The 26,393-nt window shown below is 60.8% G+C and carries 15 protein-coding genes; 8 read left to right on the forward strand and 7 right to left on the reverse strand.

Annotated features, from left to right (window positions below):
* Nucleotides 1–105: 105 nt before the first annotated feature.
* Nucleotides 106–861 (reverse strand): DeoR/GlpR family DNA-binding transcription regulator, encoded by a 756-nt coding sequence (locus DVJ77_RS15520; protein ID WP_114846431.1) that lies wholly within the window; start codon nucleotides 859–861, stop codon nucleotides 106–108.
* An 87-nt stretch (nucleotides 862–948) separates the two neighbouring features.
* Here DVJ77_RS15520 and DVJ77_RS15525 point away from each other — a divergent pair, with 87 nt between their 5' ends.
* Nucleotides 949–1,533: an NUDIX domain-containing protein gene (locus DVJ77_RS15525; RefSeq protein ID WP_114846432.1), complete on the forward strand. Its 585-nt coding sequence runs from the start codon at nucleotides 949–951 to the stop codon at nucleotides 1,531–1,533.
* A gap of 101 nt (nucleotides 1,534–1,634) precedes the next feature.
* Here the strand turns inward: DVJ77_RS15525 and DVJ77_RS15530 are convergent, their stop codons facing one another.
* Nucleotides 1,635–3,620 (reverse strand): bifunctional 2',3'-cyclic-nucleotide 2'-phosphodiesterase/3'-nucleotidase, encoded by a 1,986-nt coding sequence (locus DVJ77_RS15530; RefSeq protein ID WP_114846433.1) that lies wholly within the window; start codon nucleotides 3,618–3,620, stop codon nucleotides 1,635–1,637.
* A 952-nt stretch (nucleotides 3,621–4,572) separates the two neighbouring features.
* Between DVJ77_RS15530 and DVJ77_RS15535 the strand changes: the two genes are divergently transcribed.
* Nucleotides 4,573–6,273: a pre-peptidase C-terminal domain-containing protein gene (locus tag DVJ77_RS15535; RefSeq protein ID WP_225428032.1), complete on the forward strand. Its 1,701-nt coding sequence runs from the start codon at nucleotides 4,573–4,575 to the stop codon at nucleotides 6,271–6,273.
* Between the two features lie 251 nt (nucleotides 6,274–6,524).
* The gene (locus tag DVJ77_RS15540) at nucleotides 6,525–8,240 is read left to right on the forward strand and encodes a sulfatase-like hydrolase/transferase (protein WP_114846434.1); all 1,716 of its coding nucleotides are present in this window, start codon (nucleotides 6,525–6,527) and stop codon (nucleotides 8,238–8,240) included.
* Between the two features lie 387 nt (nucleotides 8,241–8,627).
* Here DVJ77_RS15540 and DVJ77_RS15545 read toward each other — a convergent pair whose 3' ends face one another.
* The 5 genes from DVJ77_RS15545 to DVJ77_RS15565 form a co-directional block, all read right to left on the reverse strand.
* Nucleotides 8,628–10,586, reverse strand: a complete 1,959-nt coding sequence (locus DVJ77_RS15545; protein WP_114846565.1) for an alkaline phosphatase family protein — start codon at nucleotides 10,584–10,586, stop codon at nucleotides 8,628–8,630.
* A gap of 216 nt (nucleotides 10,587–10,802) precedes the next feature.
* Nucleotides 10,803–11,960 (reverse strand): N-acetylglucosamine-6-phosphate deacetylase, encoded by a 1,158-nt coding sequence (gene nagA, locus DVJ77_RS15550; RefSeq protein ID WP_114846435.1) that lies wholly within the window; start codon nucleotides 11,958–11,960, stop codon nucleotides 10,803–10,805.
* Entirely contained in the window at nucleotides 11,960–13,000 is a 1,041-nt protein-coding gene (locus tag DVJ77_RS15555) for an SIS domain-containing protein (protein ID WP_380038134.1), read from the reverse strand. The genes nagA and DVJ77_RS15555 overlap by 1 nt, the downstream gene beginning before the upstream one ends.
* Before the next feature lie 43 nt (nucleotides 13,001–13,043).
* Complete coding sequence (locus tag DVJ77_RS15560) at nucleotides 13,044–14,129, reverse strand: LacI family DNA-binding transcriptional regulator (protein ID WP_114846437.1); 1,086 nt, start codon at nucleotides 14,127–14,129, stop codon at nucleotides 13,044–13,046.
* Nucleotides 14,130–14,211: 82 nt separating this feature from the next.
* Entirely contained in the window at nucleotides 14,212–15,501 is a 1,290-nt protein-coding gene (locus DVJ77_RS15565) for a sugar MFS transporter (protein ID WP_114846438.1), read from the reverse strand.
* A gap of 436 nt (nucleotides 15,502–15,937) precedes the next feature.
* Between DVJ77_RS15565 and DVJ77_RS15570 the strand changes: the two genes are divergently transcribed.
* The 5 genes from DVJ77_RS15570 to DVJ77_RS15590 all read left to right on the forward strand — a co-directional run bounded on the left by DVJ77_RS15570 (nucleotide 15,938) and on the right by DVJ77_RS15590 (nucleotide 26,359).
* Nucleotides 15,938–16,996: a glucokinase gene (locus DVJ77_RS15570; protein WP_225428033.1), complete on the forward strand. Its 1,059-nt coding sequence runs from the start codon at nucleotides 15,938–15,940 to the stop codon at nucleotides 16,994–16,996.
* Nucleotides 16,997–17,147: 151 nt separating this feature from the next.
* Entirely contained in the window at nucleotides 17,148–19,907 is a 2,760-nt protein-coding gene (locus tag DVJ77_RS15575; protein WP_114846566.1) for a TonB-dependent receptor, read from the forward strand.
* A 125-nt stretch (nucleotides 19,908–20,032) separates the two neighbouring features.
* Nucleotides 20,033–22,771 carry a TonB-dependent receptor gene (locus DVJ77_RS15580; RefSeq protein ID WP_114846440.1) on the forward strand — a complete coding sequence of 913 codons (2,739 nt, stop codon included), beginning with the start codon at nucleotides 20,033–20,035 and terminating at the stop codon, nucleotides 22,769–22,771.
* Nucleotides 22,772–22,991: 220 nt separating this feature from the next.
* Nucleotides 22,992–25,298 (forward strand): family 20 glycosylhydrolase, encoded by a 2,307-nt coding sequence (locus DVJ77_RS15585; protein ID WP_114846441.1) that lies wholly within the window; start codon nucleotides 22,992–22,994, stop codon nucleotides 25,296–25,298.
* Nucleotides 25,295–26,359 carry an acyltransferase family protein gene (locus DVJ77_RS15590; RefSeq protein WP_114846442.1) on the forward strand — a complete coding sequence of 355 codons (1,065 nt, stop codon included), beginning with the start codon at nucleotides 25,295–25,297 and terminating at the stop codon, nucleotides 26,357–26,359. Before DVJ77_RS15585 ends, DVJ77_RS15590 begins: the two co-directional genes overlap by 4 nt.
* Nucleotides 26,360–26,393 lie beyond the last annotated feature (34 nt).

Below are 26,393 nucleotides of genomic sequence, written 5' to 3' on the forward strand. Positions count from 1 at the left end.
AAAAGGATTGCTGCACCGCAGTCAACAGTTGCGTAGTGAAACTTTCGTGACAAACGAATCGTTGGCAGCATGCGCCAGAGCACGCCTGAAACGTCTGGTCAGGCCTTAGGCATGCACGATGGCGATACCGAGTGCGGCGAAGGGATCGGTCAGTGCCGCCGGGGTCGCTTTTTCCACCACGATGCTGCTGGCTGCGCTGGCGTCGGCAATGACATAGGCCGAGGCGGCGTGGAGTTTTTCCGCTGAGGCGAGCACCACGGTCTCCGCCGCGCGCGAGGCCAGGGCGCGTTTGACGTAGGCCTCTTCCAGGTCGCCCGTGCTCAGTCCGGCGCTTGGATGTATGCCGGTGACACCCATGAAATAGACGTCCGCGCGAATATGCCCTATCGCTTCGATAGCCGCCGCACCGACCGCCACCATCGAATGCTTGAACAAGCGCCCGCCGATCAGCACGACCTCGATGCCGGGATGTTCGGCCAATACCACGGCCACGCTGGGGCTGTGGGTGACCACGGTGGCTTGCAGTCCGGGCGGTAGCTGTTGCGCTAGCTGCACGGCCGTGGTGCCGCCATCCAGGATCACGATTTGTCCGGGCTGGATCATTTGCGCCGCGGCGCGGGCGATAGCGGTCTTCGCCGTCGTGGCGATATGTTGGCGCTGCGCGAAGTCGGCCACGGCCGGCGAGGCCGGCAAGGCGCCGCCATGCACGCGTTGCAGCAATCCCTCGGCGGCCAGTTCACGCAGATCGCGTCGCACGGTGTCTTCAGAGACGCCGAAGCCTTCGCTGAGGGTCTTGGCAATGACCTGGCCGTCGCGCTTGAGCGCGCTGAGGATGGCTTGCTTACGGTGAATGGTCAGCATGGCGTTTGCACGATATTTCTTGAAACTGCATGAGGTTGCACGATACGGTATGCGCCCGTCGATTGTCTACCTTGGGAGCAAGCCGCCATGCACGAAACCGCCGAACGGATCCGCGTGATCGAAAGCCAGGTGCTGTCCGACGACTGGTATCTATTGAAGAAAACCACCTTCGACTTTCTGCGCGCCGATGGCAGTTGGCAGCGCCAGCATCGCGAAACCTATGACCGCGGCAACGGCGCCACCTTGTTGCTCTATAACCGCCAGCAGCGCAGCGTGGTGCTGATCCGGCAATTCCGTTTTCCGGCCTTCGTCAACGGCCATCACGGCATGCTGATCGAGGCGCCGGCCGGCTTGCTCGATCAAGCCACGCCCGAGCAGCGTATCCGTGCCGAGGTAGAAGAGGAGACCGGCTATCGCCTGGGCGTGGTCAGCAAGGTATTCGAAGCCTTCATGAGCCCAGGCTCGGTGACCGAGAAACTGTTTTTCTTCATGGCGGAATACGACGCCGCCAGCAGGGTCGGTGCTGGCGGCGGTATCGCAGCGGAGGGCGAGGATATCGAGGTGCTGGAGCTGCCGTTCGAGCAGGCGATGGCGATGATCGATCGCGGCGAGATTGCCGATGGCAAGACCATCATGCTGCTGCAGTACGCGGCCCTTAACGTTTTTTGTTGATAGCTACGTCGGGGGCTTATGTTGGGGTTCGCTTGCGCTCACCCCAACCTACCCGGTCGCCACGTAGGTTGGGGTGAGCAAAGCGAACCCCAACACGTACATCAACGAACTAGCTCAATCGCATACGTTGCACTGCCATCTCCGTTATCGCGCAGTTGACGAATCATCGGCAGACCCGTATCCCGCGCCACATCCTGCTTGCCGGCGGCGCCTTTGAACACAATCGGGCCAGATGTTTTCAGCGGCGCGAAACGCCACGACGTCGTCGGTAGATTTTTGCGCTCGATGCGCTGTTGGTGCTGCAGCCACTTGGCCAGGATCTCGCGCGCGCCATCGGGTGCGCTGAGCACAATGTTGTTGCCATCGAGGCCGGGGAAGTTGCCGCCGCCGCTGGCGCGGTAGTTGTTGGTGGCGACAATGAAGAGCTGTTGCGCCGCGACGGGTTTGCCCAGGTAAGTGAGGTGGGTGATGCGCTGGCCGATGGGTTTGGATACGTCGATCGCATAGGCAATGCCGCCCTGGATCTGGTCGAAGTTGAAGCCGGGGTAGCGATCGTTGATAAGCGGCTGTTCGCCGGGCTTGCTCGGATCGATGCGGTTGAAGCGTTCGGCGGATTTTTCCAGCCAGGCCTTCAGGCCGGCGCCATCGATTTTCACGGCGGCGAGGGTATTGGGATAGAAGTACAGGTCGGCCGCGCTACGCAAAGTCAGCGGGCCGGCGGCGACATCGGTGTAATCGTCGGGGCCGCCAAAACCGGTGCGAAAGGCGGCAGCGGCGGAAAGCACCGGCAGCTTGGCCAGCTCGGGATGCAGTTTCGGTAGCTCGCTCATCACATAGTCGCGTTGGGCGGCATTGACGGCGGCCAGCGCGGTCATATTGCCTACATCGGCGAAGTAGCTGCTCAGGCGCAAGGTGCTTTCACCGATGGGCGTATTGACGTGAACGATCGCCGCCTCGTGTGCTTGCGCTACAAGTGGAGCGATAGCCGGGTCGGCCGGGACGCATTCGTTTTTCTTGGGGCAGATAGGGCGCACTTCGCTATGTGTCTGGTCCTTATCGATGACCCAGCGGCCGTTGTGCCGATCCAGGGCGAGCTTGATGACGCCGAGATCTTTGCCGAAGAAACCGGCCATCACCGCCGGCGTGCCGCGCACAAAGCCGCGCTTGGCATCGACGTCCTGCATGCCTTCGTAATGCGGGCCGGGAAATTCAGTATGCGAGTGACCAAGCAGCAAGACATCGATACCCGGCACAGCGGCAAGATGCCAGCCGCCGTTCTCCATCTCTGATGTGTAGGTATCGGTGTTCAGGCCGCCATGCAGCACGGCGACGATCAGGTCGGGATGCTGTGCCTGCAGCTCGGGCAGATAACGTTTCGCCGCCTCCATCACGCCGTTGACGGTGACTTTGCCGGCGAGGTTTTGCTTGTCCCATTCCAGGATCGGCGGCGGAGTGAAGCCGATGATGCCGATTTTCAGCGGCGTGCTGTGCGTATTGCCGTTGGGGTCGGTGACGCGGATGTTTTTCTCGACCACCGCCCAAGGTTTGAAGATCGGCTGACCATCGCGTGCGCTGTAGACATTGGACAGCACCAAGGGAAAGTGCGGACCCGTACAGCGATCGCCGCGGCCGCCGTCGACGTTCATCGGTGTACCGGTGACTTGCGACAGAAACGGCAGGCCGTAGTTGAATTCGTGATTGCCGGCGGTGCCGCCGTCGTAGCCGAGGGCATCCATGGCGCGATAAATCGCCAGCTCTTCACTGCAACTAACCGGCTTCACCTGAGCCTGATAGTCGGCCAACACGGTGCCTTGAATGGTGTCGCCGCTGTCGAACAGGAAGTTATTCGGAAACTCGGCGCGCGCACGGCGAATCAGCGTGGCGGTGCGTTCGTAACCCAGCGAGCTGTCCGGCTTGAGCTTGTAATAGTCGTAGCCGAGCACGTTGGCGTGCAGGTCGGTGGTTTCCAGAATCGCCACGTCGGCGCGGCTGCCTTCAGCAAGTGAGCTGGCCTGTTGCGAGGTGGTGGCACAGCCGGCGAGCAGGGCGGCGGCGAGTACGGTGAGGCAGGTGAGGCGAGGCGACATGGCGGTTCCATTGCGGGCTGGCAAGCCGCGCAACGTAGCAGATCGACATGACGCCGCGCCGCCGGCGACTGTATCTGCGAATGGGACGCCTTCAACCGGATGATTTACCAAAGTACGGACGACAAAGACAGGAAATATACGTCAAAGATCCGTGAAATAGCCATTTTTGAGCGGGCAATGGACAATTAAAATAGAATGTCAATAATATATATTCCTATGTTTGAAAAATGATATCGATTTAAAAGATAATAAGGGTGATTATCAATAACGAGTGATTTAAATCCTCTCTTTTTAGTGACGGTTATGTGAGGGAGGGCGGGCGTGCGTCACACAAGTTCTTGCTATTCATGACCAATTAAGTTTTATTAAAATCGACGTCCAGGGCCGGTCGAGCGCCTGTTTCGTGCGCGGATCCGCAATCGCTAGATTTTGCGACGCAAGCTTGCGGCACGGTGCCGTCGCATGCTGCAGCCGCGCTGGGCGATGCCGATTATTCGGCTTATATGCTTAGACATGTTTCAGTAATTGACTGATAAAGGTGCCTCTGCGGCCATTGTTTATAATGTGAATGATACGCATCGGCATGCTGTGCCGCCGTAAATAACCGGCAATTCAATAATCGAATAATCTTGCGCAGCCAATGTCGTCTTTATGACCGTATGGTCTGAATTGAGTTGTCTTGACTGGATTTATTTAATAGGGTCAACGAATCCGTCAATAGGAGAGGTTGACGGCTGGTTTCGTTATGGGGCTGGGCAGATTCGTCTGTCCACTCCACTCGCGCTTTAAATATTGGCCTGTAGGAAAGCAAGGGGCGGGCTTAACCGGGGGCGTTGGCGAGGCCGCAAGGTAATTCGGTGCAATAAACAGTCCTGATTATGCGGCAACGCAAAGCCTGTGGCCACGTAGCCGCATCGGGTTCTTTTGTCCTGATTTTTTATGGGGTAACAAAATGTCCGATTACACAAAGGGCGGTCTGCTGAAAACAGCGGCTGCATCCATCTTGCTTAGCTTGATTGCGGGCACTGCTCTGGCGAGCAGCGACACCGCGCAACAAACTGCCAATCCTTACTCACCAGCCTATAAACATGCTTACCGCCACGGTGCGGTGCCTACCCGCGACGCCTTGGGCAGAATGAGGCAGTACTCGGCGATGCACGGCTTGTCGGCTGCAGTGACCGGTACCGAAACGCTGAGCTTTGGCGGCGGCGTGGACGGCATCGGTGTCACCAGCGGTACCCCGAAGGTCTACCTGGTGGTCTACGGCAACCAGTGGGGCACGGCCGGCACCGATGGCAGTGGCAACACGACGTTGTCTAACGATGCCGATGGCGCCGTGCCTTACCTGCAAAAGCTGTTCAAGGGTCTGGGCACCGGCGGTGAGCTGTGGTCGGGCACGATGACCCAGTATTGCGATGGTCCTACCGTGGCCACCGGTGCTACGTCCTGCCCGTCGGGTGCGCCGTTGGTCGGTTACCCGACCGGTGGTCCGTTCGCCGGTATCTGGTACGACAACTCGGTCGCCTCGCCTGCTTCGGCTACCGGTGCACAGCTTGCGCAAGAAGCGATCAATGCCGCCCAGCATTTCGGCAATACCACGGCGGCATCCAATCGCTATGCGCAATACGTGATCCTGTCGCCGTCGGGTACCACCCCGGACGGGTTCAACACGCCCAGCGGCAGCTTCTGCGCATGGCATGACTGGAACGGCGATCAAAGCGTTACTTCGCCGGTCGGCGATATCGCCTTCACCAACATGCCGTATGTGGCAGATGCTGGTTCAAGCTGCGGCCAGGGCTTCGTCAATGGCAGCGCAGGCACCTTGGACGGCTTCTCCATCGTCGAAGGTCATGAGTACGCGGAAACCATCACCGACCAGAACCCGGCCGGCGGCTGGACCAACACCACCGGCTCGTCCTTCAACGGACAAGAGAATGGTGATGAGTGCGCATGGCTCTCCTCGGGCCAGGGCGCTTCGGCGAATGTGACCACGGGCACCGGCACCTTTGCGATGCAAAGTACCTGGTCGAACGATACCAACCAGTGCGAAATCGCTCACCCGATCGTGGGTGGCGGTGGCGGCGGTGGTGGTACCCCGACGGCTAACTTCAGCTTTGTAGCCAACGGCCTGGCGGTGAACTTCACCGATAGCTCCACCGATAGCGGCGGTACCATTACCTCGCATTCGTGGAACTTCGGCGACAGCACCTCGTCGACCGCGACCAGCCCGAGTCACACCTATGCGGCCGCTGGTACCTACAGCGTGACCGAGACGGTGACCGACAGTGCAAGCGGCAAGAGCAGCAGCAAGACGCAGTCGGTAAGCGTCAGTGGTGGTGGCGGTTCGGGCCTGCAGAATGGCGTGCCGGTGACCGGTCTGGCCGGTGCCCAAGGCCAGCAGCTTAAATACACGGTGCAGATCCCGGCAGGTGCCAAAAACCTGACCATCGCCATCTCTGGCGGTACCGGTGATGCCGACCTGTATGTGAAGTTCGGTTCAGCGCCCACGCTGACCAGCTACAACTGCCGTCCGTACCTCTATGGCAACAACGAGCATTGCACCTTCGCAACGCCCAAGACGGGTACCTACTACATCATGCTCAACGGGTATGCCGCGTTCTCGGGCGTAACCCTGAAGGCAACCTGGAACTGATCTAACGCTGACCCCTCCCCCTGCGACCGAAGGGAGTCCCCTTTCGGGACTTGCAGGGGGAGGTTGGAAGGGGGTGAAGCCAGCCGGTTTCACCCCCTTTTCCATGGCTGCGCTTGAGGCGCCGCCCTGGCGCGCAGCGCAAGCCTTAACCCTGCCGCCAGTCATGCTCCCGCCGTTGGCTGCGATTACGCCTCGCCGCCGTAGAATCGTGACCCGAGTCACACCGAGTTGGGTCAGGGGGCATCACGTACATGCAGAACCATCCGTTTCGCTCCAAGCGAAACAACGCCGCTTGCCTGGGCGCCGCCGTTTTCTTTGCGATCAGTGTGTATGCGGCGGCGATGCAAGAGCCGGCCTGGCCGCAGCGGCTGTTCATTCTGATGCTGATGCTCTGCACCTTGGGGGTGTTGGTCTTTGTATTTGCGCGTATCGCCATGGCGCTAGTGGTGGGTGGCGGCCTGTTTCTCGCGCTGAAGTTTTTGTCGGTGCTGAAATTGCGCTATCTCGATTCGCCGTTGATTGCGGCCGATTTCTACTACTACGCACGCAGCAGCCTGGTGGAGACGCTGCGGCATTACCCGCATTTGTATGCCTTGTGCCTGGGGCTGTGCGTGTCGGTGCCGTTGGTGCTGTGGTTGGCGTGGCGCTGGGACAAGCGCCTGTTCGCCCAGTGGCGCCAGCGAAATGCGTTGATCGTTCGCGTGGGCGGCACCGTGCTGGGCGCTTTCGCGTTCTGGATCTGCATGCTGCCTAGCGGGCCGTTCGCGCAGGCGCATGCCAAGGGCGTGTGGGAGAAGCTGTCCGACGATGCCCAACTCACCAATTTCTTTATCAACATGCGCGACTCGCAGGTGCAGTTGCCGCCGAGATCCAGCGAGGCTGTGGCGGAACAAAACTGGGCCGATACCGCGCATGGCCGCCCTGGCAGTTTGCCGCCGCCCTATCCAGACATCGTGCAGGTGCTGGAGGAAAGCACCTTCGACCCGTCGATCTACACTCAGTGCAGCATTGCGCAATGCCGAGTGTCGCTGTTCCAGCCCGATGCACGCACGCGTGCCGGCGGCATGCTTCGCGTGCACACCTGGGGTGGTGGCACCTGGGTAAGCGAGTTCGCCGCACTGGTCGGCATGCCGCAGGACATTTTCGGCCCCGGCGGCATGTACGCGCCCTATGTGCTGGCGCCTCACGTGGCCGATTCGCTGCCGCGCCAGTTGCAACGGCTGGGTTATCTGACGGTGGCGATCTTTCCTACCAACGGCAATTTCCTTAATGGCCGCAATGCCTATCAGGCCTACGGCGTCGACCAGGTTTACGACGCCGAGCAACTGGGTCTACAGGAGTGGGAGGAAACCGATGCGCAGATGTTCCAGGCGGCCAAACGTATTTACGATCAGGTGAAAAAACCGGGTCAGCCGGTCTTTCTGATGGTGCTGACCCTGCAGCAGCATGGCCCGCACGATATGGACCCGCTGTCGAGTTTGCCGGCGCCATTCAATCGCGGCCTGCTGCCGAAGCTGCCCACCCGTCTGGCCTTGAATCTCAGCGCCTACCTGGCCAATTTGCAGCAGTCCGACCAGGCGATGCATGGGCTGGAGAAAGATTTTCTCGATCGCGAACAGCCGACGGTGTTGCTGCACTTCGGCGATCACCAGCCATCGTTCAACAGCCTGATTCGCGATATGCCGCGCAATCTGTCACCGGAGCTGGCGCCCTACCAAAACTACCTGACGTATTTCATGCTCAAGAGCAATTTCGCCGGGCCGGCGTTGCCGCATTATCCGGCGCTGGATATCGCTTACCTGCCGAGCATGGTGTTGCAGGCGGCGGGGTTGCCGGCTGATCCGTATTTCTCTGCTGCTACGGTGCTTCGCGATCGTTGTTTAGGTGTCTATAACGATTGTGCGGTGCCGGGGTTGTTGGATAGTTATCACGGGTGGATTTTTGATCGGTTGCATGTTTATCGGTGATTGGGGCGTTGGGCTAGGTTGTTCGCCTGCGGCGGGCTTTCGGACCCCTGCCGGGGCCCGAGTCACTTTTCTTTGCTTGCTCAAAGAAAAGTAACCAAAAGAAAGAGCACCCCGGTGAGTCGCCCTTCGGGTACGTGAGGGTCGGCCGGGCTTTTCGACAGTGCATCCATGCACTGGCGAAAAGGACTCGGCATCCATGCCGAGTCCCCTGCAGGCCTTGTCGTCCGACCCTCACCGACGCACAGGGGCCCCAAGGTCAAGAGCAAGATCAAAAGCAACGTCAAAAGCAACGTCAAAGGCTGCGAGTGCTGCTTTTGCCCCTCCCCTGCGACCGAAGGGAGTCCCTTTTTCGGGACACGCAGGGGAGGGGGCTGGCTGTGACAGGTTTTAGTGGCGCTCGGGCTTGGCCAGGTCGAAATAGGTCCAGCGCTTGCCATCCGATTCGAGTTGTTTCAGTTGCAGCACGAAGCTGTAGTTGCTGGCGGGCAGGGTGCTGCCGTCGATGCGTTGGGTGGTGAGGCCGGTGGCGGCTTGGGTCGGGCGTAGTTCGGACGGCTGTACGCGATAGGCTTCGAGCGGTTGCGCCAATGCGCCGGTCAACGCTTCGTGCAGCACGCGGCCTTGCGCGCGCGGCAGTTGCAATTGCATCAAGGCGGCGATGGTGGGGGCGACGTCGACGTTGCCGCTGGGCAAGGTATCGCGGAAGCCGTTGCGGAAGCCGGGGCCGGCGGCGAGCAGGGTGTTGTGCACGTCGATGGGGCTGAAGCTGCCATGTTCGCCGCGCTCGTTACTCATGCTGGCGTATTCGGTGCCGCGAAAACCCTGCACCACGGCATCGGCATCCCAGGCATAGCTCAGAATGATGTCGGGACCGCGCGCGGCGTTTTCCAAGTGCACGTTTTCCGCCGGCAGGGTGCCGGGGATATTGCCGTAGCGCTTGGCGACAAAGATGGCGCCGATGTATTCGCGTGACTGCAGAAAGCGCACCGCGCGTTTTACCAGCGTGGCATCGTGCTCGGGCTGATAGAGATATTCCGTGCCACCGTTGGAGGCGATCACCAGCGCGCCCTTCGGCAACGTCTCGGGCAGCTTATAGCTGGGGGTGGTGTAGGCGGCGGGTTTGCCGCAGAGGTGGCCGTCATCGTCATAGCGGCTCGGTACCAGTTGCGAGCCATCGGCGCGCAGGCCGCTCATCACCGGCGCATAAATACAACCGGTGCCGTCGAACGCGGTGATACCGCCCTTGGTCAATGCGTCGGCCAGGCGCACGGCGCCCGAGGCGGAGTATCCCCAGTCGTTGTCTACGCCAGTGACGCGACCGTCGTTGAGCTGGCGCAGCGGAAACAGGTCGCGCGGGCCGGCGATATTGCTGTGGCCATGATCGGAGACCACGATGATGTTGGTGTCCTGATCCAGGCCGAGCGCTTTCAGTTTCGCTTGCAGTTGGCCCAGCAATTCGTCTTGCGCCTTCAGTGCCAGGTGGAATTCCGGCGAACCGACACCGTACATATGTTGGGTGGTATCGGGGTTGCGCAGCCACACCACGCTAAGGTCCGGGCGATGCTTGGGCAGCACCTCTTCCAGATAGACCTTCATCATCCATGCGTTGGATGCGGCCGGCGTGGTTTCGCTGCCTGCGGTGGCGTCGGAGGTCACGCCGTCTTTCAAGGTGAGCATCTTGCCCTGCTCAGTGGGCGCATCGTTGTTGTCGCGCAGGCTGAGTTGACGGCTGTCGTAGGTATTGGCCGTGCGGGCCGGCAGCGGGTAACCGTCCTGCTGCAGCTCCTTGGCAAAGCTCAACGGCAGCGCGGTGTTCTCATCCAGCAATAGGCCGCCTTCATGGTAATCCTGCAAAAAGGCCGGACCCGATTTGCCGATGACCGCCGTCTTCAGGCCAGCCTTTTGCGCGGCGGCGAACAGCGTCGGCAGTTCCAGCAGCTCATGTTTGTAGTGCGCGTCGAGGTCGCGCAGCACCTGGTAATCCTCGGTGAAGATCGGCGCTTGAAATTCCACCGCCTGGCCCTTGGCATCCAGGCCGGTGGTGCCCGGCGCCCAGAAGCGGTTGCCGTAAAAGCCGAGCGGCCCCGGAAACGCACCGGTGGCAAAGCTCGATGCATTAGCCATGGTGAAAGTCGGGTAGGTCGAGTGGTTGTCTTCGAAATAACTGCCGCCCTGGCCGAGGGCGAGCAGGTTCGGTGTGTCCTCCGCACTGATCGCATCCGGCCGCATGCCGTCCCATACGAACAGGATCACCCGATGCGCGGGCGCGGCGGCGAAGGCGGATGGAATCGAGAGGCTGGCGAGCAGCGCGGCGCCGGCGAGCAAGCGCGGAAGGGAACGAGACATGTACGAGCCTTGAGTGATGGCGCGAAGGGAACCCGCCATGCTGGGCGAGCTGTGTTGCAGTTTGAAGTAAACATTGTGGGTTTGCTGCAAGCCCGCACCCCTCCCCAGCCCTCCCCTGCGAGCAGGGGAGGGAGTCCGAATGAGGCCAGCTTTTGCTCCTCCCCCTGTTTGCAGGGGGAGGCTGGGAGGGGGTAGAGCACTAAACCAGAGAACGCCTCACGCGACCTCGTGAGCCACACCGCCGACCCACGTCTGCGTCACCACCAGCGCATCATCCAGCACGGCAAAGTCGGCGCGTTGCCCGGCGACAAGCTGGCCTTGCCTGCGCTCCAGCCCGATCCACGCAGCCGGATAACTGCTGGCCATGCGCGAGGCTTCGGCCAGAGGCAGGCCGAGCAAGTTGACGGTGTTGCGCACGGCGCTGGCCATGTCGAGGGCGGAGCCGGCGAGTACACCGTCGTCGCTTTGGCAGATGCCATTGCGGGCGACGATGGTGTGGCCGTTGAGTACGTAGTCGGGGCGGTCGGCGCCGACCGGCGGCATCGCGTCGGTAACCAGCACGCTCTTGCCGCGTGCTTTGGCGGCGATAGCTATGCGCAGCGCGACCGGATCGACATGGTGTCCGTCGACGATCAGGCCGCACCAGCTATGCGGGTCATCCAGCGCGGCGCCGACGACACCGGGTTCGCGGCTGCCCAGCGGGGTCATCGCGTTATACAGGTGGGTAAAGCCACGGACGCCGGCGTCGAGTGCGGCACGGGTCGTGGCGTAGTCGGCGGCCGTGTGGCCGGCGACGACAATCACCCCGGCGTCGTTGAGTTGGCGGATGGCATCCAGCGGTACGCGCTCAGGTGCGAGGGTCAGCATCACGACGCCGCGATTGCCGACACTGAGCGCGGCCAGATCGTCGGCGGTGGGCTGGCGGAATAAGTGGGCGTCGTGGATACCTTTGCGCGCGGCGGCGAGAAAGGGGCCTTCGACATGAATGCCGAGTACGCCGGGCACGCCTTCGGCGATCGCCGCATTCACGGCGGCCAGCGCGGCGTACATCACTTCGGCGGTATCGGTAATAAGTGTCGGCAGAAAGCCGGTGGTGCCGAATTTGCGATGCGCGGCGGCGATGCCGCGCAGGGTTTCCACCGTGGGGGAGGCGTTGAAGAGCAGGCCGCCACCGCCATTGACTTGCACATCGATAAAGCCAGGCAGCAGCAAACGGCCGTGCAGGTCGTGCTGCTGTGCGCTGGTTACGCGTGCATCGTCGGCGGCGGTAATGGCGACGATGCGTTCGCCTTGTACCAGTACGGCCAGGCCATCGCGGGGGCCGTGATCGCCAAGCACGCGGCCGTTGACGAGAGCGAGTAGTGGTGCGCCCATTACATAGTCTCCGTGACCTTGCGTAGATGCGGCGGCACGTCGGGATCATAGCCGCGAGTCAGCGCCAGTGCGCTGGCCGCGCGATAAAAACTTTGCACGACGAGCAGGGGCGTCACGATCGGCGCGATGTTGTGCGGCAGGGGCAGCGCATCGGCCGCCTTGGCGCCCGGTGCGGCCAGCCATACGCGCGCACCGCGGCTGCGGAATTCGTCCGCTACCGCGACGGTATTGTCCTGAGTGCCGTCGTCCTGGGCGAAGAACAGCACCGGGAAGCCGTCGCCGACCAGGGCCATCGGGCCGTGCTTCACCTCGGCCGCGCTGAATGCTTCGGCGTGCAGGCCGCAGGTTTCCTTGAGTTTCAGGGCGGCTTCCAGCGCGGCGCCGAAACCATAACCACGGCCGACGACGAACAGGTTTTTCGCATCGCGCAAGCCGTGGGTCAGCGCACTCCAGTCGGCATCCCAGCCACGGCGCAGATCATCGGGCAGGCGGGCAAGCACGGCATGCAGTTCGCTGTCGTTGCTCCAATGCGCGGTTAGCTGCAGGATCGCCGCCAGCGTTGCCAGATAACTCTTGGTGGCGGCCACACTGCGTTCGGGCCCGGCACGCAGCGGGATCACCGTATCGGCCAATGCGGCCAGCGGTGAATCCTCGACGTTGACGATGGCCAGCACCAGCGCGCCCGCATCTTTGGCGGCCTGCGCGCTGCGCAACAGGTCGGGGCTTTTGCCCGATTGCGAGATGGCGATGAACAAGGCGCCATCGAGATGAAGATTCGCATCGTAGATGGACGAAATCGACGGCGAGGCGGACGCGGTAATCAGCCCCAGCCGTGTCTCGAAAACATACTTCGCATAAGCGGCCGCATGGTCGGAACTGCCGCGTGCGCAGGTAACGATAAAGCGCGGCGGCTGCGCCCGCAGCCGCTGGCCCAGGACGGTGAGGGTGGCGGCGTTTTCGCTGAGTTGGCGCTCGACGACGGCGGCGGTTTCCATCGCCTCTTGGTACATCAAAGTGTCACTGGCTGCTTTCATAAAAATCTCAAGGGGAGGTGCTGTGCTTTAGGCGAGGCGCACGGCGCGCTCAGCTTTTTTTGTCGGCTGCCGAATGTCCGGGAGCCGAATGTCGCGGCGCCGAATTTCGAGGGGGCGAAGTGGAGCCGCGTACCACCAGCTCGGGCGTAAAGCCTTCGTTGCCGAGGGTATTGTCGGCACCGTTGCTTTTGCGCTGCAGTTCGTCCATCAGGCGCAGTGCGGCGTGCCTGCCTATTTCAGCGGTGGATTGACGCGCCGTCGTCAGCGCCGGCCATGCCTGCTTGGAGAACGGGTTGTCCTCGAAACCGGCGATGGATAAGTCCCACGGTACGTCCAGCCCCGCCGAACGCGCAGCGGCCAGCACGCCGGCGGCGATTTCGTCGTTGCTGCCGAAAATAGCCGTGGGCGGCTCTTTCAACGCCAGCAATTTGCGTGCGCGGCGAAAGCCGTCATCGAAAGCGTAGTTGCCCGGCAACACGAACTTCTTGTTGATGGTGATGCCGTAGTCCTTCATCGCATCCGAATAACCCTGGAAGCGTTCCGGGCTGGAACGGTGATGCGGTTCGCCCCACAAAAAACCGATGCGCGTGTGGCCGAGTTGAATCAGATGTTCGGTAATCGCATAGGCGGCATCGCGGTCATCCACATAGACACAGGGCGAACCGTCTTGCGGGTCTTCGCGCGAGGCGATAATGCGCACAAAGCAGATGTCCTGCGCCTTCAAGGTGGCGATCAGCTCATCTTGCTCGGACATCGGCGGCGCCAGTACCAGGCCGGCCAGGCGCGAACGGCTCACCAGGGTGGACAGCTCTTCGGCCAGGTCCGCCGCCGAGCTGTCGCAAGGGTGAATCTGCAGGCCGAATCCGCGTTCGCGGCAGGCCGACAGCACACCTTCTTGCATGCTGATGACGTAGTGCGCGTTCGGGTTGTCGTAAACCAGGCCGATCGCATACGCATGCGTGCTGCGCAGCCCCCGTGCCGCCGGATTCGGGCGGTAGCCGAGCGCCTCGATCGCGCGCTCCACTTTTTCCCGCGTGTCGGTGCGCACCGACGCTTCCCGGTTAATCACTCGGGAGACCGTTTTCAACGAGACGCCGGAGCGCTTGGCGACATCCTTAATAGTGGGGCTTTGCAACGATTTAAACTCCGGCGGATCAAGAGGCGGGCAGCGTACCCAATGGATCGGGGCATGCCGAACTAAATCAGTATGCGATCACTTAACTGCTGGGATGCTGGCCTACCCGATGACCGCGCAGGCCGAAGTACAGGATGTACAGGTAGCAAGGCATCATCAGCAGCAGAAATACCAATTGAAAGTTGAAGTGTTGCTTCAGATGCACATACAACTGCGGCACGATCGCGCCGCCGGCAATGCCCATGATAAGCAAGGCCGAGCCAAACTCGGTAAAGCGGCCCAGCCCCTTGATCGCCAGCGGAAAGATCGCCGGCCACATCATCGCATTGGCAAAGCCCAGCGCGGCGACGAAAGTCACCGAGATATAGCCCTGGGTGAAGTAGGCGCCGATGGTAAACAGCACGCCGAGTATGGCCGACACCGCCAGGTAGCTTTGTTGCGAAATCACCCGCGGAATCAGCGCCAGGCCCGCCAGGTAACCCGCCAGCATGGCGAACAAGGTGTATGAGGTGAAGTGTGCGGTATCGCCCTTGGACAAGCCGAAGCTTTGGCCGTAGGTACCGATCGCATCGCCGGCCATGACCTCCACGCCCACGTAGAGAAACAGGCACAGCACGCCTAGCCACAGATGTGGAAAGCTGAAAATGCTGCCCTTGGTATGGCCTATGTCCTGCTCACTGTTTGAGCCGGCGGGTTTGATCTCCGGCAGCGACGAGCGCATGACCCAGATCGCCAGCAACACCAGCAAGCCTGCCATCACCATGTAAGGCATGTGCACCTTGGCGGCAAAGGTATTGAGCAAGGCATCGCGGGCTTCGGGCGATGGCGCGGCCTTGACCTCTTGATCGAACGAGTCGATGCCGCTGAGCACAAGGGCGCCGAATACGAAAGGTGCCAACGCTCCGGCGACCTTGTTGCAAATACCCATGAAGGCAATGCGCTGTGCGGCGCTGTCGATCGGCCCGAGAATGCTGATGTACGGATTGGATGCGGTCTGCAGCAATGCGAGGCCGGCGCCAATGACGAACAGGCCGGTTAACGCGCCCGGATACACCCGCATCGTCACGAACTGGCCGAACAACACCGCGCCGATCGCCATCACAAACAAACCCAGCGCCATGCCCTTTTTCATGCCGGTGCGTTTGAGCACCCAAGACGAGGGCAGGGCAAGAATAAAGTACGAAAGATAGAACGCCATCGGCACCAGAAACGCATTCACGTCGTCCAGATCGAAAGCCAGTTTGACGAAGGTAATCAGTGGCCCGTTGAGCCAGGTGACAAAGCCAAAGATAAAAAACAGTACGCCGATAATCAGCATCGGCACCAGGCTCGATGCGCGTGACTCGGCAACGGTAAGCGTGCTGGACGACATGATGATGAAACTCCCCGCAATGCGCTGATAGTGCTGCTCAGATAAGCATGAGCTGATTGTTGTAAACGGCCGGTTGACCGAGACATCCCCGGGGCGTTTATCCGCGCTAACTAGCAACGTTGTCAATTGTTGTCCTTTGGCAGGTCACGCGTCGACCCTTTTGGCGGCCCCTCTTGTCCACTGATTTTTAGCGGTCATGGCGCATTGCGGCGGATCAATGAAAATTTTGTCTAAATCGTGATAAATGGCCGTGTTGAGCGACTTAATGGAAGTGGTTCCAGCACTGATTCGAGCGCTGTTGTTGCGGTGCGTCATCGGACGTTTCTGACCCTTCCATTTGTCCTGTTGACAACGTTGTCATACGTTCCCAGACTCCGGCTCCCAATGGGGTTGCGTTTTACAAGAACGTGACGGAGATGTGACGGGGGAAATGAGCGTGGCCGACGTGGTTAACCACAGCAGCGCAAGAAAAGCGGTATCCGTGGACGAGATCTTTCTCGCGGCGGATGTCGGCGGCACGCATGCACGCGTTGGTCTGGTGGCGCAGCGGCTGGACCACACCCATCCGGTCACCGTGCTCGAATACCAGCGCTACGCCTGTGCGGAATGGCCGAGCCTGACTGCCGTGCTGAAAGATTTCGTCGACCGGCTCGGGGTAACCGGGCGCGTCGATCAATGCGCCGTAGCCAGTGCGGGTTACGTGCTGGGCGACGCCATCGTCAACGACAATCTGCCTTGGCCGGTGTCGATTCGCGATATCCGCACCAGCCTGGGTATCGACCGGCTCGCGGTCATCAATGATTTTGAAGCGGTGGCTTATGCCACCCAGTTTCTTACCGCCGCCGATACCGTGGCCATTATCGAGACCGATGCGCCGCCGATGGTGGGGCCGGTCCTGGTCATGGGGCCGGGTACCGGCCTGGGTTCGGCGGTGCTGTTGCCCGGTCAGCCGCATGCGACGGTGCTGGCGACCGAGGCGGGGCAGATCACGCTGGCGCCGGGCAACGAGCGCGAAATTGAAATTCTGCGTTTGCTGGCGCGTGAGCGCACGTATGTCTCGTTCGAAGACGCGCTGTCCGGCCCCGGCCTGCGCAATCTCTATCAGGCGATCTGCAACTTGCGCGGGCATGCGGCCACGCTGGTCCAACCCAGCGACATTACCGATGCCGCGATAGCGCGCAGTGATGAAGCCGCCGTCGAAGCGGTAGAAGTGTTCTGCGGTCTGCTCGGCAGTTTTGTCGGCGATCTCGCTTTGCTTTACGGCGCGCGCGGCGGCGTATTTCTAGCTGGCGGCATCCTGCCGCAGATCCGCGATCTGCTGTTGAGCAGCCGTTTTACCGAGCGTTTTTTCAACAAGGGTGTGATGCGCCCTTTTTTGCAACAGGTACCCGTAAGGCTGATGGAGCACGGCCAGCTCGGGGTGATCGGCGCCGCCGGCTTGTATCTGGATGGCCGGCCATCCCCTACACGGGAGAACGCTGCGCCAAATAGCTAAGCAATGCCAGATGTTTTGGGCCTGACGTTTATAGGCAGATGTTTTCGGCCCGATGTTTTTGAGCATGACGTTTTGAATAACGGGTGCAAACCCAGCTAGCCAACCGCCAACGTTTCACCCTTGAGGGGAGACCACCATGTCACACCGCAACATGTCGTTTCATCGAACGCTACTAGCCGCCAGCATCGTCGCCGGCCTGTGTATGTCCGCTACCGCATTTGCCCAGGATAGTGCGCAAAACAGCACGACACAGGGCAGCGCGCAGACCACCGGCAAGGCCAAGACCGCCGCGCAAAAGGCCGAAGAGGCCAGGGCAACCCAACTGCAGGGCATCACCGTTACCGGTATTCGCGCCAGCCTTGAGAAGTCGCTGGACACCAAGCGCAATGCCGATGCCGTGATCGAAGCGGTTACTGCCGAGGACATCGGCAAGTTCCCGAACACCAACGTGGCCGAGGCGATGACCATGATTCCGGGCGTCACCATTGACCGTCAGTTCGGTCAGGGCGACCGCGTCAGCATCGATGGCACCGATCCCAGCCTCAACCTGACCTTTCTCAATGGCCAGCCGATTTCGCAGACGCCATGGCAGTACGGCGCGCAACCCAATCGCGGCTTTGACTTCACCATGCTGGCGCCCGAATTGGTTGGCCGCCTGGAAATCTATAAGTCGCCCGAAGCGCGTCTGACCGAAGGCAGTCTTGGCGGCACCATTTTGCTGCACACCCTGCAGCCGCTCGATCTGAAAGCGAACACGCTGCGCGGCTCGTTCGGCGTCACTTACAACGACCAGGCCAAGAAAAATCGTCCGGCCGCATCGTTGCTGTATAGCTGGAAGAACAGCGACAACACCTTCGGCATCATCACTTCGGCGCAGCATTTCGAAGAGAAGATCGATCGCCAGGGCTTCGAGATTTTCAGCTATAGCCCGGTCTCCAAATGGGCGTCCAGCCCGGCCGTGGCCGCCGGCATCGCCAATGGCTCATTGAACCCGAACGCCAAGGTGCCCGACGAGGTCAACTCGGCTTTCTTCCAGCAGGATCGCAAGCGCGACACCGTGACCCTCGGCATGCAGTTCCGGCCGACCGATCATTGGGATATCGACTTCAATAGCCTGTACGTGCGCGAGAACTTCAACAACTGGAACCAGTCGCTGTACCCGTTCACCGGCGCCACGCCCGGTAACATCACCAGCTTCAACCAGGGCGCGAACGGTGTCATCACCGGCGGTCATGTCTGCGGCAAAACCGACAGCCCGACCTGCCCGGATATCGCGCAGAACACCTTCGATAGCAACGTGCGCAAATCGGTCGTCAAGACCACCGCCTTCGATCTCAAGAGCACCTACCGGGGCGACGGCTGGAGCATCGGCGGCGCGGCTGGCTACAGCAAAGCCGACAACAAGGATATGGCGCAGGCGGTGATGGAGCCGGTGTATGGCGGCGGCTATACCTGGAATATCCGCAACGGCTTCACCTTCGACAGCCCGCAGGCCGCACGCAATCCGGCCAACTGGCATATCGGCGATACCCCAGGCCTGGGCGGCTGGCCGGGCAACTACGGCGTCTTCAATGCGCAGGCCAAGGATATCTATGGCCAGCTCGACTTCACCAAAGACTTCGACAGCATCGTCAATCAGCTCCTGGTCGGTGTTCGCTACAACCGTCACGAAGAGAGCATGGAGCAGCACGTGTACGGCGGTAACTCGCCGATCTCGCTGGCCAACCTCGGCACCGATGGTCTTACCAATATCCTTGGCTCTTTCTCGGGCGCGCTCGACGGTTCGGCCAACCATGTGCAGCCGGATTCGGGCAAAGAATGGGCCTGGGTACGTTCGACCAATAGCGGCAAGAACGATCCGGGCTCGTTCCTCAATGGCACTTGGAAGCTGATCGAAAAAACCACGGCGCTGTATGCGCAGGCCGATTTCGCCAGCGGCGCATGGCACGGCAACTTCGGTGCACGCTATGTGCACACGGTGACCGACGGCAGCGGCTACAACTACAGCGGCGTGCCGATCTATCCGCCGCCGGCCGGTTGGTGGCAGACCGCCTCGGTGACGCATAACGACGTCTTGCCGTCGTTGAACGTAGCCTACGACGTCCGCGATGACCTGCTGCTGCGTTTCGCCGCGGCCAAGGTGGTTGCCCGCGCGCCGTACAACATGCAGGTCAACAACCTGTTCCTCAATGACACCGTGCTGACCGGCAGCGGCGGCAACGCCAAGCTCAATCCGTACAAGTCGAACAACTTCTCGCTGGCGGCGGAATGGTATTTCGCACCGCAGTCAGTGCTGGCGGTGACCGGCTTCTACAAGAAGATCAGCAACTACGTGTTCGTCGACAGCGCCGTTGAGCAGCACTACAACTCGGCCAAGGACAATGACCCGGCCACCTTCTCCAAGCAGGTTGCGCAGGGTCTGTGCACGGCCGATGGCTTCTGCGGCTATTCGGTGAGCCGTCCGCGCGATACCGGCAAGGGCAAGGTCAAGGGCGTCAGCCTCAGCTATCAGCAGCCGTTTGCCGATACCGGTTTCGGTGTGACCGCCAGCTATACCTATGCCGACGCCACGCTCGACAGCGGCGGCGCGCTGCCGTACAGCTCCAAGAACTCCTACTCGCTCAGCCCGTACTACGAGAAGGGTCCATTCAGTGCCCGCATCAATTACAACTGGCGCAGCAGCTACCTCGCCGGTGGTTACATCGCCGGTGCGCCGCCGTCCACCACGGGCAGCTACGGCGAGGTCGGTGCATCGCTCGGCTACAAGCTCAACGACCATATCTTGTTCACGCTCGACGGCATGAACCTGACCAACGAGAAGTACGTGCAGTACCTGCAGACCAAGGATCTTCCGGTCAGCAACTACAGCACCGGCCGTCGTTACATGGCGACGGTTCACGTCAACCTGTAATTGCACAGCGCAACACGCGAAGCGGGCGTCCGGGGGGACGCCCGCTTCGTATCAGGGACGGTCACTGGCACGGAACGGCACATCACCAAGAACGATCGTCGTTTACCTCTGAGGGGGAGGAAATCATGAAGTTACGTAAGACATTGCTTGCGATGAGCATCATCACCGGATTGTGTTTAAGCGGATCGCTGCACTCGCAAGACAGCAACGCACAAGAAGCCAGGCAAGAGAGCAAGCAAAAAACCGACAAGGCCGACCAGGCCAAAGCCAAAGAACTGGCCGCAGTGACCGTTACCGGCATCCGCGAAAGCCTGGCCGTTTCGCTGGACACCAAGCGCAATGCCAATGCCGTCGTCGATGCGATCACCGCCGAAGACATCGGCAAATTCCCCAGTACCAACGTCGCCGAGGCGATGGCCCAGATGCCCGGCGTCACCATCGACCGCCGTTTCGGCCAGGGCGAGCGCGTCAGCATCGACGGCACCGATCCCAGTCTCAACCTATCCTTTCTAGACGGCCATCCGGTGGCGCAGACCGCATGGTTGTACGGCGAGCAGCCCAATCGCGGCTTCGATTACACCTTGCTGGCGCCGGAAATTCTCGGCCGCCTGGAGGTCTATAAATCATCGGAAGCGCGCCTGCCCGAGGGCAGCATCGGCGGCACGGTCATCATGCACACGCGCCTGCCGCTGGATATGGCGGCAAACACCGTCAGCGGTTCGGTCGGCCTTACCTATAACGACCAGGCCAGCTCAAGCAAACCCAATGCTTCGGTGCTGTATAGCTGGAAAAACGCGGCCAATGATTTCGGCATCGCCGTCTCCGGCTCGCATTACGAAGAAAAAGTAGATCGCCAAGGCATCGAAGTTTTCGGTTACCAGCCGGTGTCCGACTTTTCCGGCAATCCGGCGGTAGCGGCGCAGCTGGCCAGCGGCTCGCTCAAGCCCGGCGACCAGGTGCCGCAGGAAATCAACGCGGCTTATTTTCAGCAGCAGCGTAAGCGCAACAGCGTGACCTTGGGGCTGCAGTACAAGCCCACGCACGAGCTGGAGTTCAACCTCAACGCGCTTTACATCAAAGAGCGCTTCGACAACTTCAACCAGTCGATGTACGGCTTCACCAGCCAAACCGGCAGCACCAATATCACCAGCCTCGGCGGCGTCAGCAATGGCGTGGTGCAAAGCGGTCACTCCTGCGGCAGCGATACCGTGGGTTGTGCGGGTCCGGTACGTACCTACATCGATAACCTGGTGCGGCAGTCCACCGTGGTCACCAAGGGTCTCGACCTGAAAGGTGCTTACAAAGGCGAGGGCTGGAGCCTGACCGGCCAGGCCGGCATCAGCAAGGCCGCCGACGAAAACAATTCGCAAGCCTTTACCGAGCCGACTTTCTACGGCGGCTATAGCTGGGACATCAACAAAGGCCAGACCTTCGACAACTCGGCTGCCGCCCGCAATCCGAAGAACTGGGTGGCCGATGGCAACTGGCTCGGCAATTACGGCAAGATTCCGGCGCACGCCAAAGACGTCTACGGCCAGGTCGATTTCAGCAAGGATTTCGACGGCCCATTCAACGAGCTGTTGATTGGCGCGCGCTATGCCAAGCACAACGAAGACTTCACCGAAAATGTCTATGGCGGCGTGACGCCGGCCGATATGTCCCAGGTGGGTGGCGTCAGCTACGCCGACACCATGAATGCCTTTTCGGGCTTTGCGCCGGACATGAAGTACCACATCCAGAACAGCGCCGGTGCGATTCGTAGCTGGGTGCTCGGCAGTCCGCTCGATTACGCCAACCCCGATCCGGCGTCGTATCTGGACAACACCTGGAAGCTGTCGCAGAAATCCACCGCGCTCTACGGCCAGATGAATTTCGCCACCGACACGCTGCATGGCAATTTCGGCGTGCGCTATGTGCGCACCGAGATCCAAGGCTCCAGCTTCAACTTCCTTGGCACACCGGTATTGCCGGCACCGGCGGCCTGGTGGCAGACCAGCAAGAAAACACATAACGACTGGCTGCCCTCGTTCAACATCGCCTATGACCTGGACAAAGACGTCGTGTTGCGTTTTGCCGGGGCCAAGGTGATGGCATGGGCACCGTATAACCAGCTTCTGCACAACAGCTTCCTCAATGACGACACGCTGACCGGCACCGGCGGCAACTCCAACCTCGACCCGTACAAGTCCTACAACTTCAATCTGTCGACCGAGTGGTACTTCGCCGATCAATCGGTACTGGCCGCGTCAGTGTTCTACAAGCATGTGTTGAACTACATCGACACCGTGGCCGTGGTGGAGCGCCAGTACAACTCCATGCACACCAGTAACCCGGCCAATTACCAGACGATTTATATCAACGGCAAATTGGGCAACTGCGATACCGGCGGCTTCTGCGACTACAGCGTGTTGCGTCCGGTCAATGCCGGTGGCGCCAACATCAAGGGCTTCACGCTGAGCTATCAACAACCGTTCGGCGATAGCGGTTTCGGCATGTCCAGCAACTACACCTATTCGCTGGGCAGCAATAGCAAGAACCAGGGTTTGCCGTACAACTCTAAGCACTCGGTCAATCTCAGCCCGTACTACGAGCGCGGCCCGCTATCGGCGCGCATCACTTATGGCTGGCGCGCCAAGTACCTGGCGGGCGGCTACGTGGCCGGTGCGCCGCCGGCCACCGTGGACGACTACACCGAGCTGTCGGCCAGCCTGGGCTGGAAATTCAACGACAACTTCTCGCTATCGCTGGATGGCATGAATTTGCTCAATGAAAAGTACTTCCAGTACCTGGGCACCAAGGAAGTCGTCGCCGGCAAATACACCACCGGCCGTCGCTACATGGCCAATGTTCACTTCAAGTTCTAAGCACAGCTTTTGAAGCCGATGGCTTCTCTCCCCACGGACCTGGCACCCCTTGCCAGGTCCGTTTTTTGAGGGATAGGTAAAACAAAACCAGCCGCGTACTACCCCCTCCCCTGCTCGCAGGGGAGGGTTGGGGAGGGGTACGGACTTGCGAAAATACACGCAGTGAAAGCAGCAGCGACGCCTTATGCTTCACTTTCAACGCATCATGCCGAGATCCGATATGAGCAAGCTTCGCCTTCTTCTTTGCCTGGCCCTATGCAGTGTCACGGCCTTCGCACAGGCCGCCGATACCCGCGTGGAGCTGATCCCCATGCCGGCACAATTGACGCGTGCCGATGGCAGCTTCAGCGTCAACGAACAAACACCTATCGTGGTTCCCCCCGGCGATGCAGCGGCGCTGCACGCGGCGAACTACCTGGTCGGCCTGGCCGAGCACAGCCGTGGTTTGTCCTTGCAGGTACGTGAAAGCCCGGCAACCGGCGCCGCCATCACCCTGCAGCGCGACGCCTCGATAAACAATCGCGAGGGCTACACGCTGGATGTCACGCCGAAAGGTATCCGTATCGCCGCGCGCGATGATGCGGGGCTGTTCTATGGTGCGGTCACGTTATGGCAATTGCTGACGCCGAACGGCCGACGTGGCGAGGTGAGCGTGCCGTCGCTGCATATCCGCGACGAGCCCCGTTTTAGCTGGCGCGGCATGATGCTCGATTCTTCGCGGCATATGCAGTCGGTGGAAGAGATCGAGGGCTTGCTCGATCAAATGGCCGCGCACAAGCTCAACAGCTTTCATTGGCATCTCACCGATGACCAGGGTTGGCGTATCGAGATCAAGCGCTACCCCGAACTAACCAAGATCGGTGCCTGGCGCGATGGGTTGAACGAGCAAAGCGATCAATCGCCGCAGCGCTATGGCGGCTTCTACACCCAGGATCAGATTCGCCACATCGTGGCCTATGCCGCCGAGCGGCAAATTACCGTGGTGCCCGAGATCGACTTGCCGGGCCATGCACAAGCAGCGGTGGCTTCCTATCCCGAGCTGGGCGTGACCGGCAAGCGTCCGCCGGTATCGCCCGATTGGGGTGTTAATCCTTATCTCTATAACGTGGATGATCCCACCCTGCGTTTTGTCGAGAACGTACTCGACGAAGTGATGGATTTATTTCCATCCACCTATATCCATCTGGGCGGCGACGAGGCCGTCAAGGACCAGTGGCAGGCGTCATCGGCGATCCAGGCCAAGATGCGCGCGCTGGGTGTGAAAGACGAAAACGCCTTGCAGAGCTGGTTTATGGGGCAGCTCGGCACTTATCTAAACCAACACGGCCGCCGCTTGCTCGGCTGGGACGAAATCCTCGAAGGCGGCCTGCCGGCAAGCGCCACCGTGATGTCGTGGCGCGGCAGCAAGGGCGCCATCGATGCGGCCAGGCAAGGTCACGACGTGGTGCTGTCGGCGGCGCCGGATCTGTATTTCGACAACGTACAAAGCGACCGCGACGACGAACTCTCCGGCCGCCTGCCGCCGATCAGCCTGGCCAAGGTCTACGGTTTAGAGGCGGTGCCGAAAGAGCTTAATGCGGCGCAGGCGAAGCATGTGCTCGGCTTGCAAGCCAATGTATGGACCGAGCATCTGCCGACGATCAGCCATGTGCAGCATGCACTGTTTCCGCGTTTGGATGCGGTAGCCGAGGCTGCATGGTCGCCCGTTGCAAAGCGCAACTGGAGCAATTTTCTGTCCCGGTTGCCGGCGCAGTTCGTGCGTTACGGTCAGCAGAATATCAACGTGGCCGACAGTGCTTTCGCACCGGTGTTCGAACTTGATCGCAACGCGGCGCTGGCCAGCGGCAAGGCCCGTGTCACGCTGACCAATCAGGCCAAGTACGGCGCATTGCACTACACACTCGACGGCAGCACACCGGGCCTAAACTCGCCCCTCTATAGCAAACCGCTCGATGTGACGATGCCGGGTGTGTTGAAGGTGGCTACCTTCGCCGCGGATGGCAGCGCGCTGTCGGCATCACGGCAACGTGCGCTCGATACGGACAGCTTGCTTGGCCGCAACAGCGGCGAGTTGGTCAATTGCCCCGGCAGCGACTTCACCCTGCGCTTGCAGCCGATGCCCGATGCTACCTCGCAGGCGCCGGCTTACAACGTCAACATCTTCGACGCCTGCAGGCTGTATCGCCAGGCGCGCCTGGATGGGGTCGCCTCGATCAGCGTGCAAGCTGCGCGCCTGCCACGCAACTATGCCTTGGCGCACGAAGCCAAGCTGGTGAAATCGCACCCGGCCAGCACGCCGCATGGAGAGTTGCTGGTGCATCAAGGCAACTGCGATGGCCCGCTGTTGACCACGCTGCCATTACCCGGCGATGGCTCACGCGATTTCACCCTGGAAGGCCCGTTGTTGCCCAGGCAGGGCGTGCACGATTTATGTCTGATCTTTACCGCGCCGACCAACGGCCCCTTGTATGCCATCGATAAGGTGACGCTGATCCCAGGCCAGGTAGCGAAGGCCGCTAAACCGTGACCCGCCGCCTCGCCTCGGTCGATGCACTGCGCGGCTGTACCGTGGCCGCGATGCTGCTAGTCAACGACCCAGGCGATTGGGGCCATGTGTATGCGCCGTTGGAGCATTCGCTATGGCATGGCTGCACACCGACCGATCTGGTGTTTCCATTTTTTCTGTTCGTGGTGGGTGTCTCGATCGCGCTGGGCATGGAGCCGCGCGTCAATCAGGGCGCCAACCCGTCGGTGCTGACCCGCGCCGCGTTGATGCGCGCATTGCGCATCGTCGCGCTTGGCCTGCTTATCAATGTATTGGCTTGGCTCATCATGCCCGGCGTACATCTGCGCTTGCCGGGTGTATTGCAGCGTATCGGCCTTTGCTTCGCCGGTACGGCGCTGTTCGCCATTTACACGCGACCGCGCACGCAATGGAGCGCCATCGTTGCGATCCTGCTCGGCTATTGGGGCTTGCTCGCGCTGGGCGGTTCATTGGAGCCATGGATCAATCTGGTCAGCCGCAGCGATAGCGCTTTGTTCGGCCGCTTCGTCTATCAAATCGACCCCGCCAGCGGGCGCGGCCATGATCCCGAAGGCTTGCTTGGCGCACTGCCATCGCTGGCGACCAGTTTGCTGGGTCTATGCGCCGGTCGCTCGCTACGCGAAAACAAACTCAAGCCACTGCTGTTCGCCGGCATCGCTGCATTAGCGCTAGGCGCACTGTGGTCACTGGCGCTTCCGTTCAATAAAAACCTGTGGACCCCATCCTTTGTGTTGTGGTGCGCCGGTTGGGCCACCTTGGCGATGTTGTTGTTTCACTGGTTAATCGATCAGCGCGACTGGCCCGCGTTGGGGCGCCGCTTCGGTGTGAATGCTGTGGCCGCTTATGCAGGTTCCGAGCTGATGCAGATCCTGTTGCCGGGCCTGGGCTGGCAGGAGCCGCTGTATCAACACTTGTTCGCTGGCTGGATCACGCCGCTGGCCGGGCCGTATATCGCATCACTGACATTCGCCGTGGTCTTTGTCGCCGTGTGGTGGATGATCGTCTACGTGATGGATCGGCGACGCTGGTATATCAAGCTCTGACGATTGGCGTAGGTTGGGCTGAACGAAGTGATGC

Origin of the sequence: Dyella tabacisoli (genome assembly GCF_003350925.1) — a bacterium.
Lineage (GTDB): Bacteria > Pseudomonadota > Gammaproteobacteria > Xanthomonadales > Rhodanobacteraceae > Dyella_C > Dyella_C tabacisoli.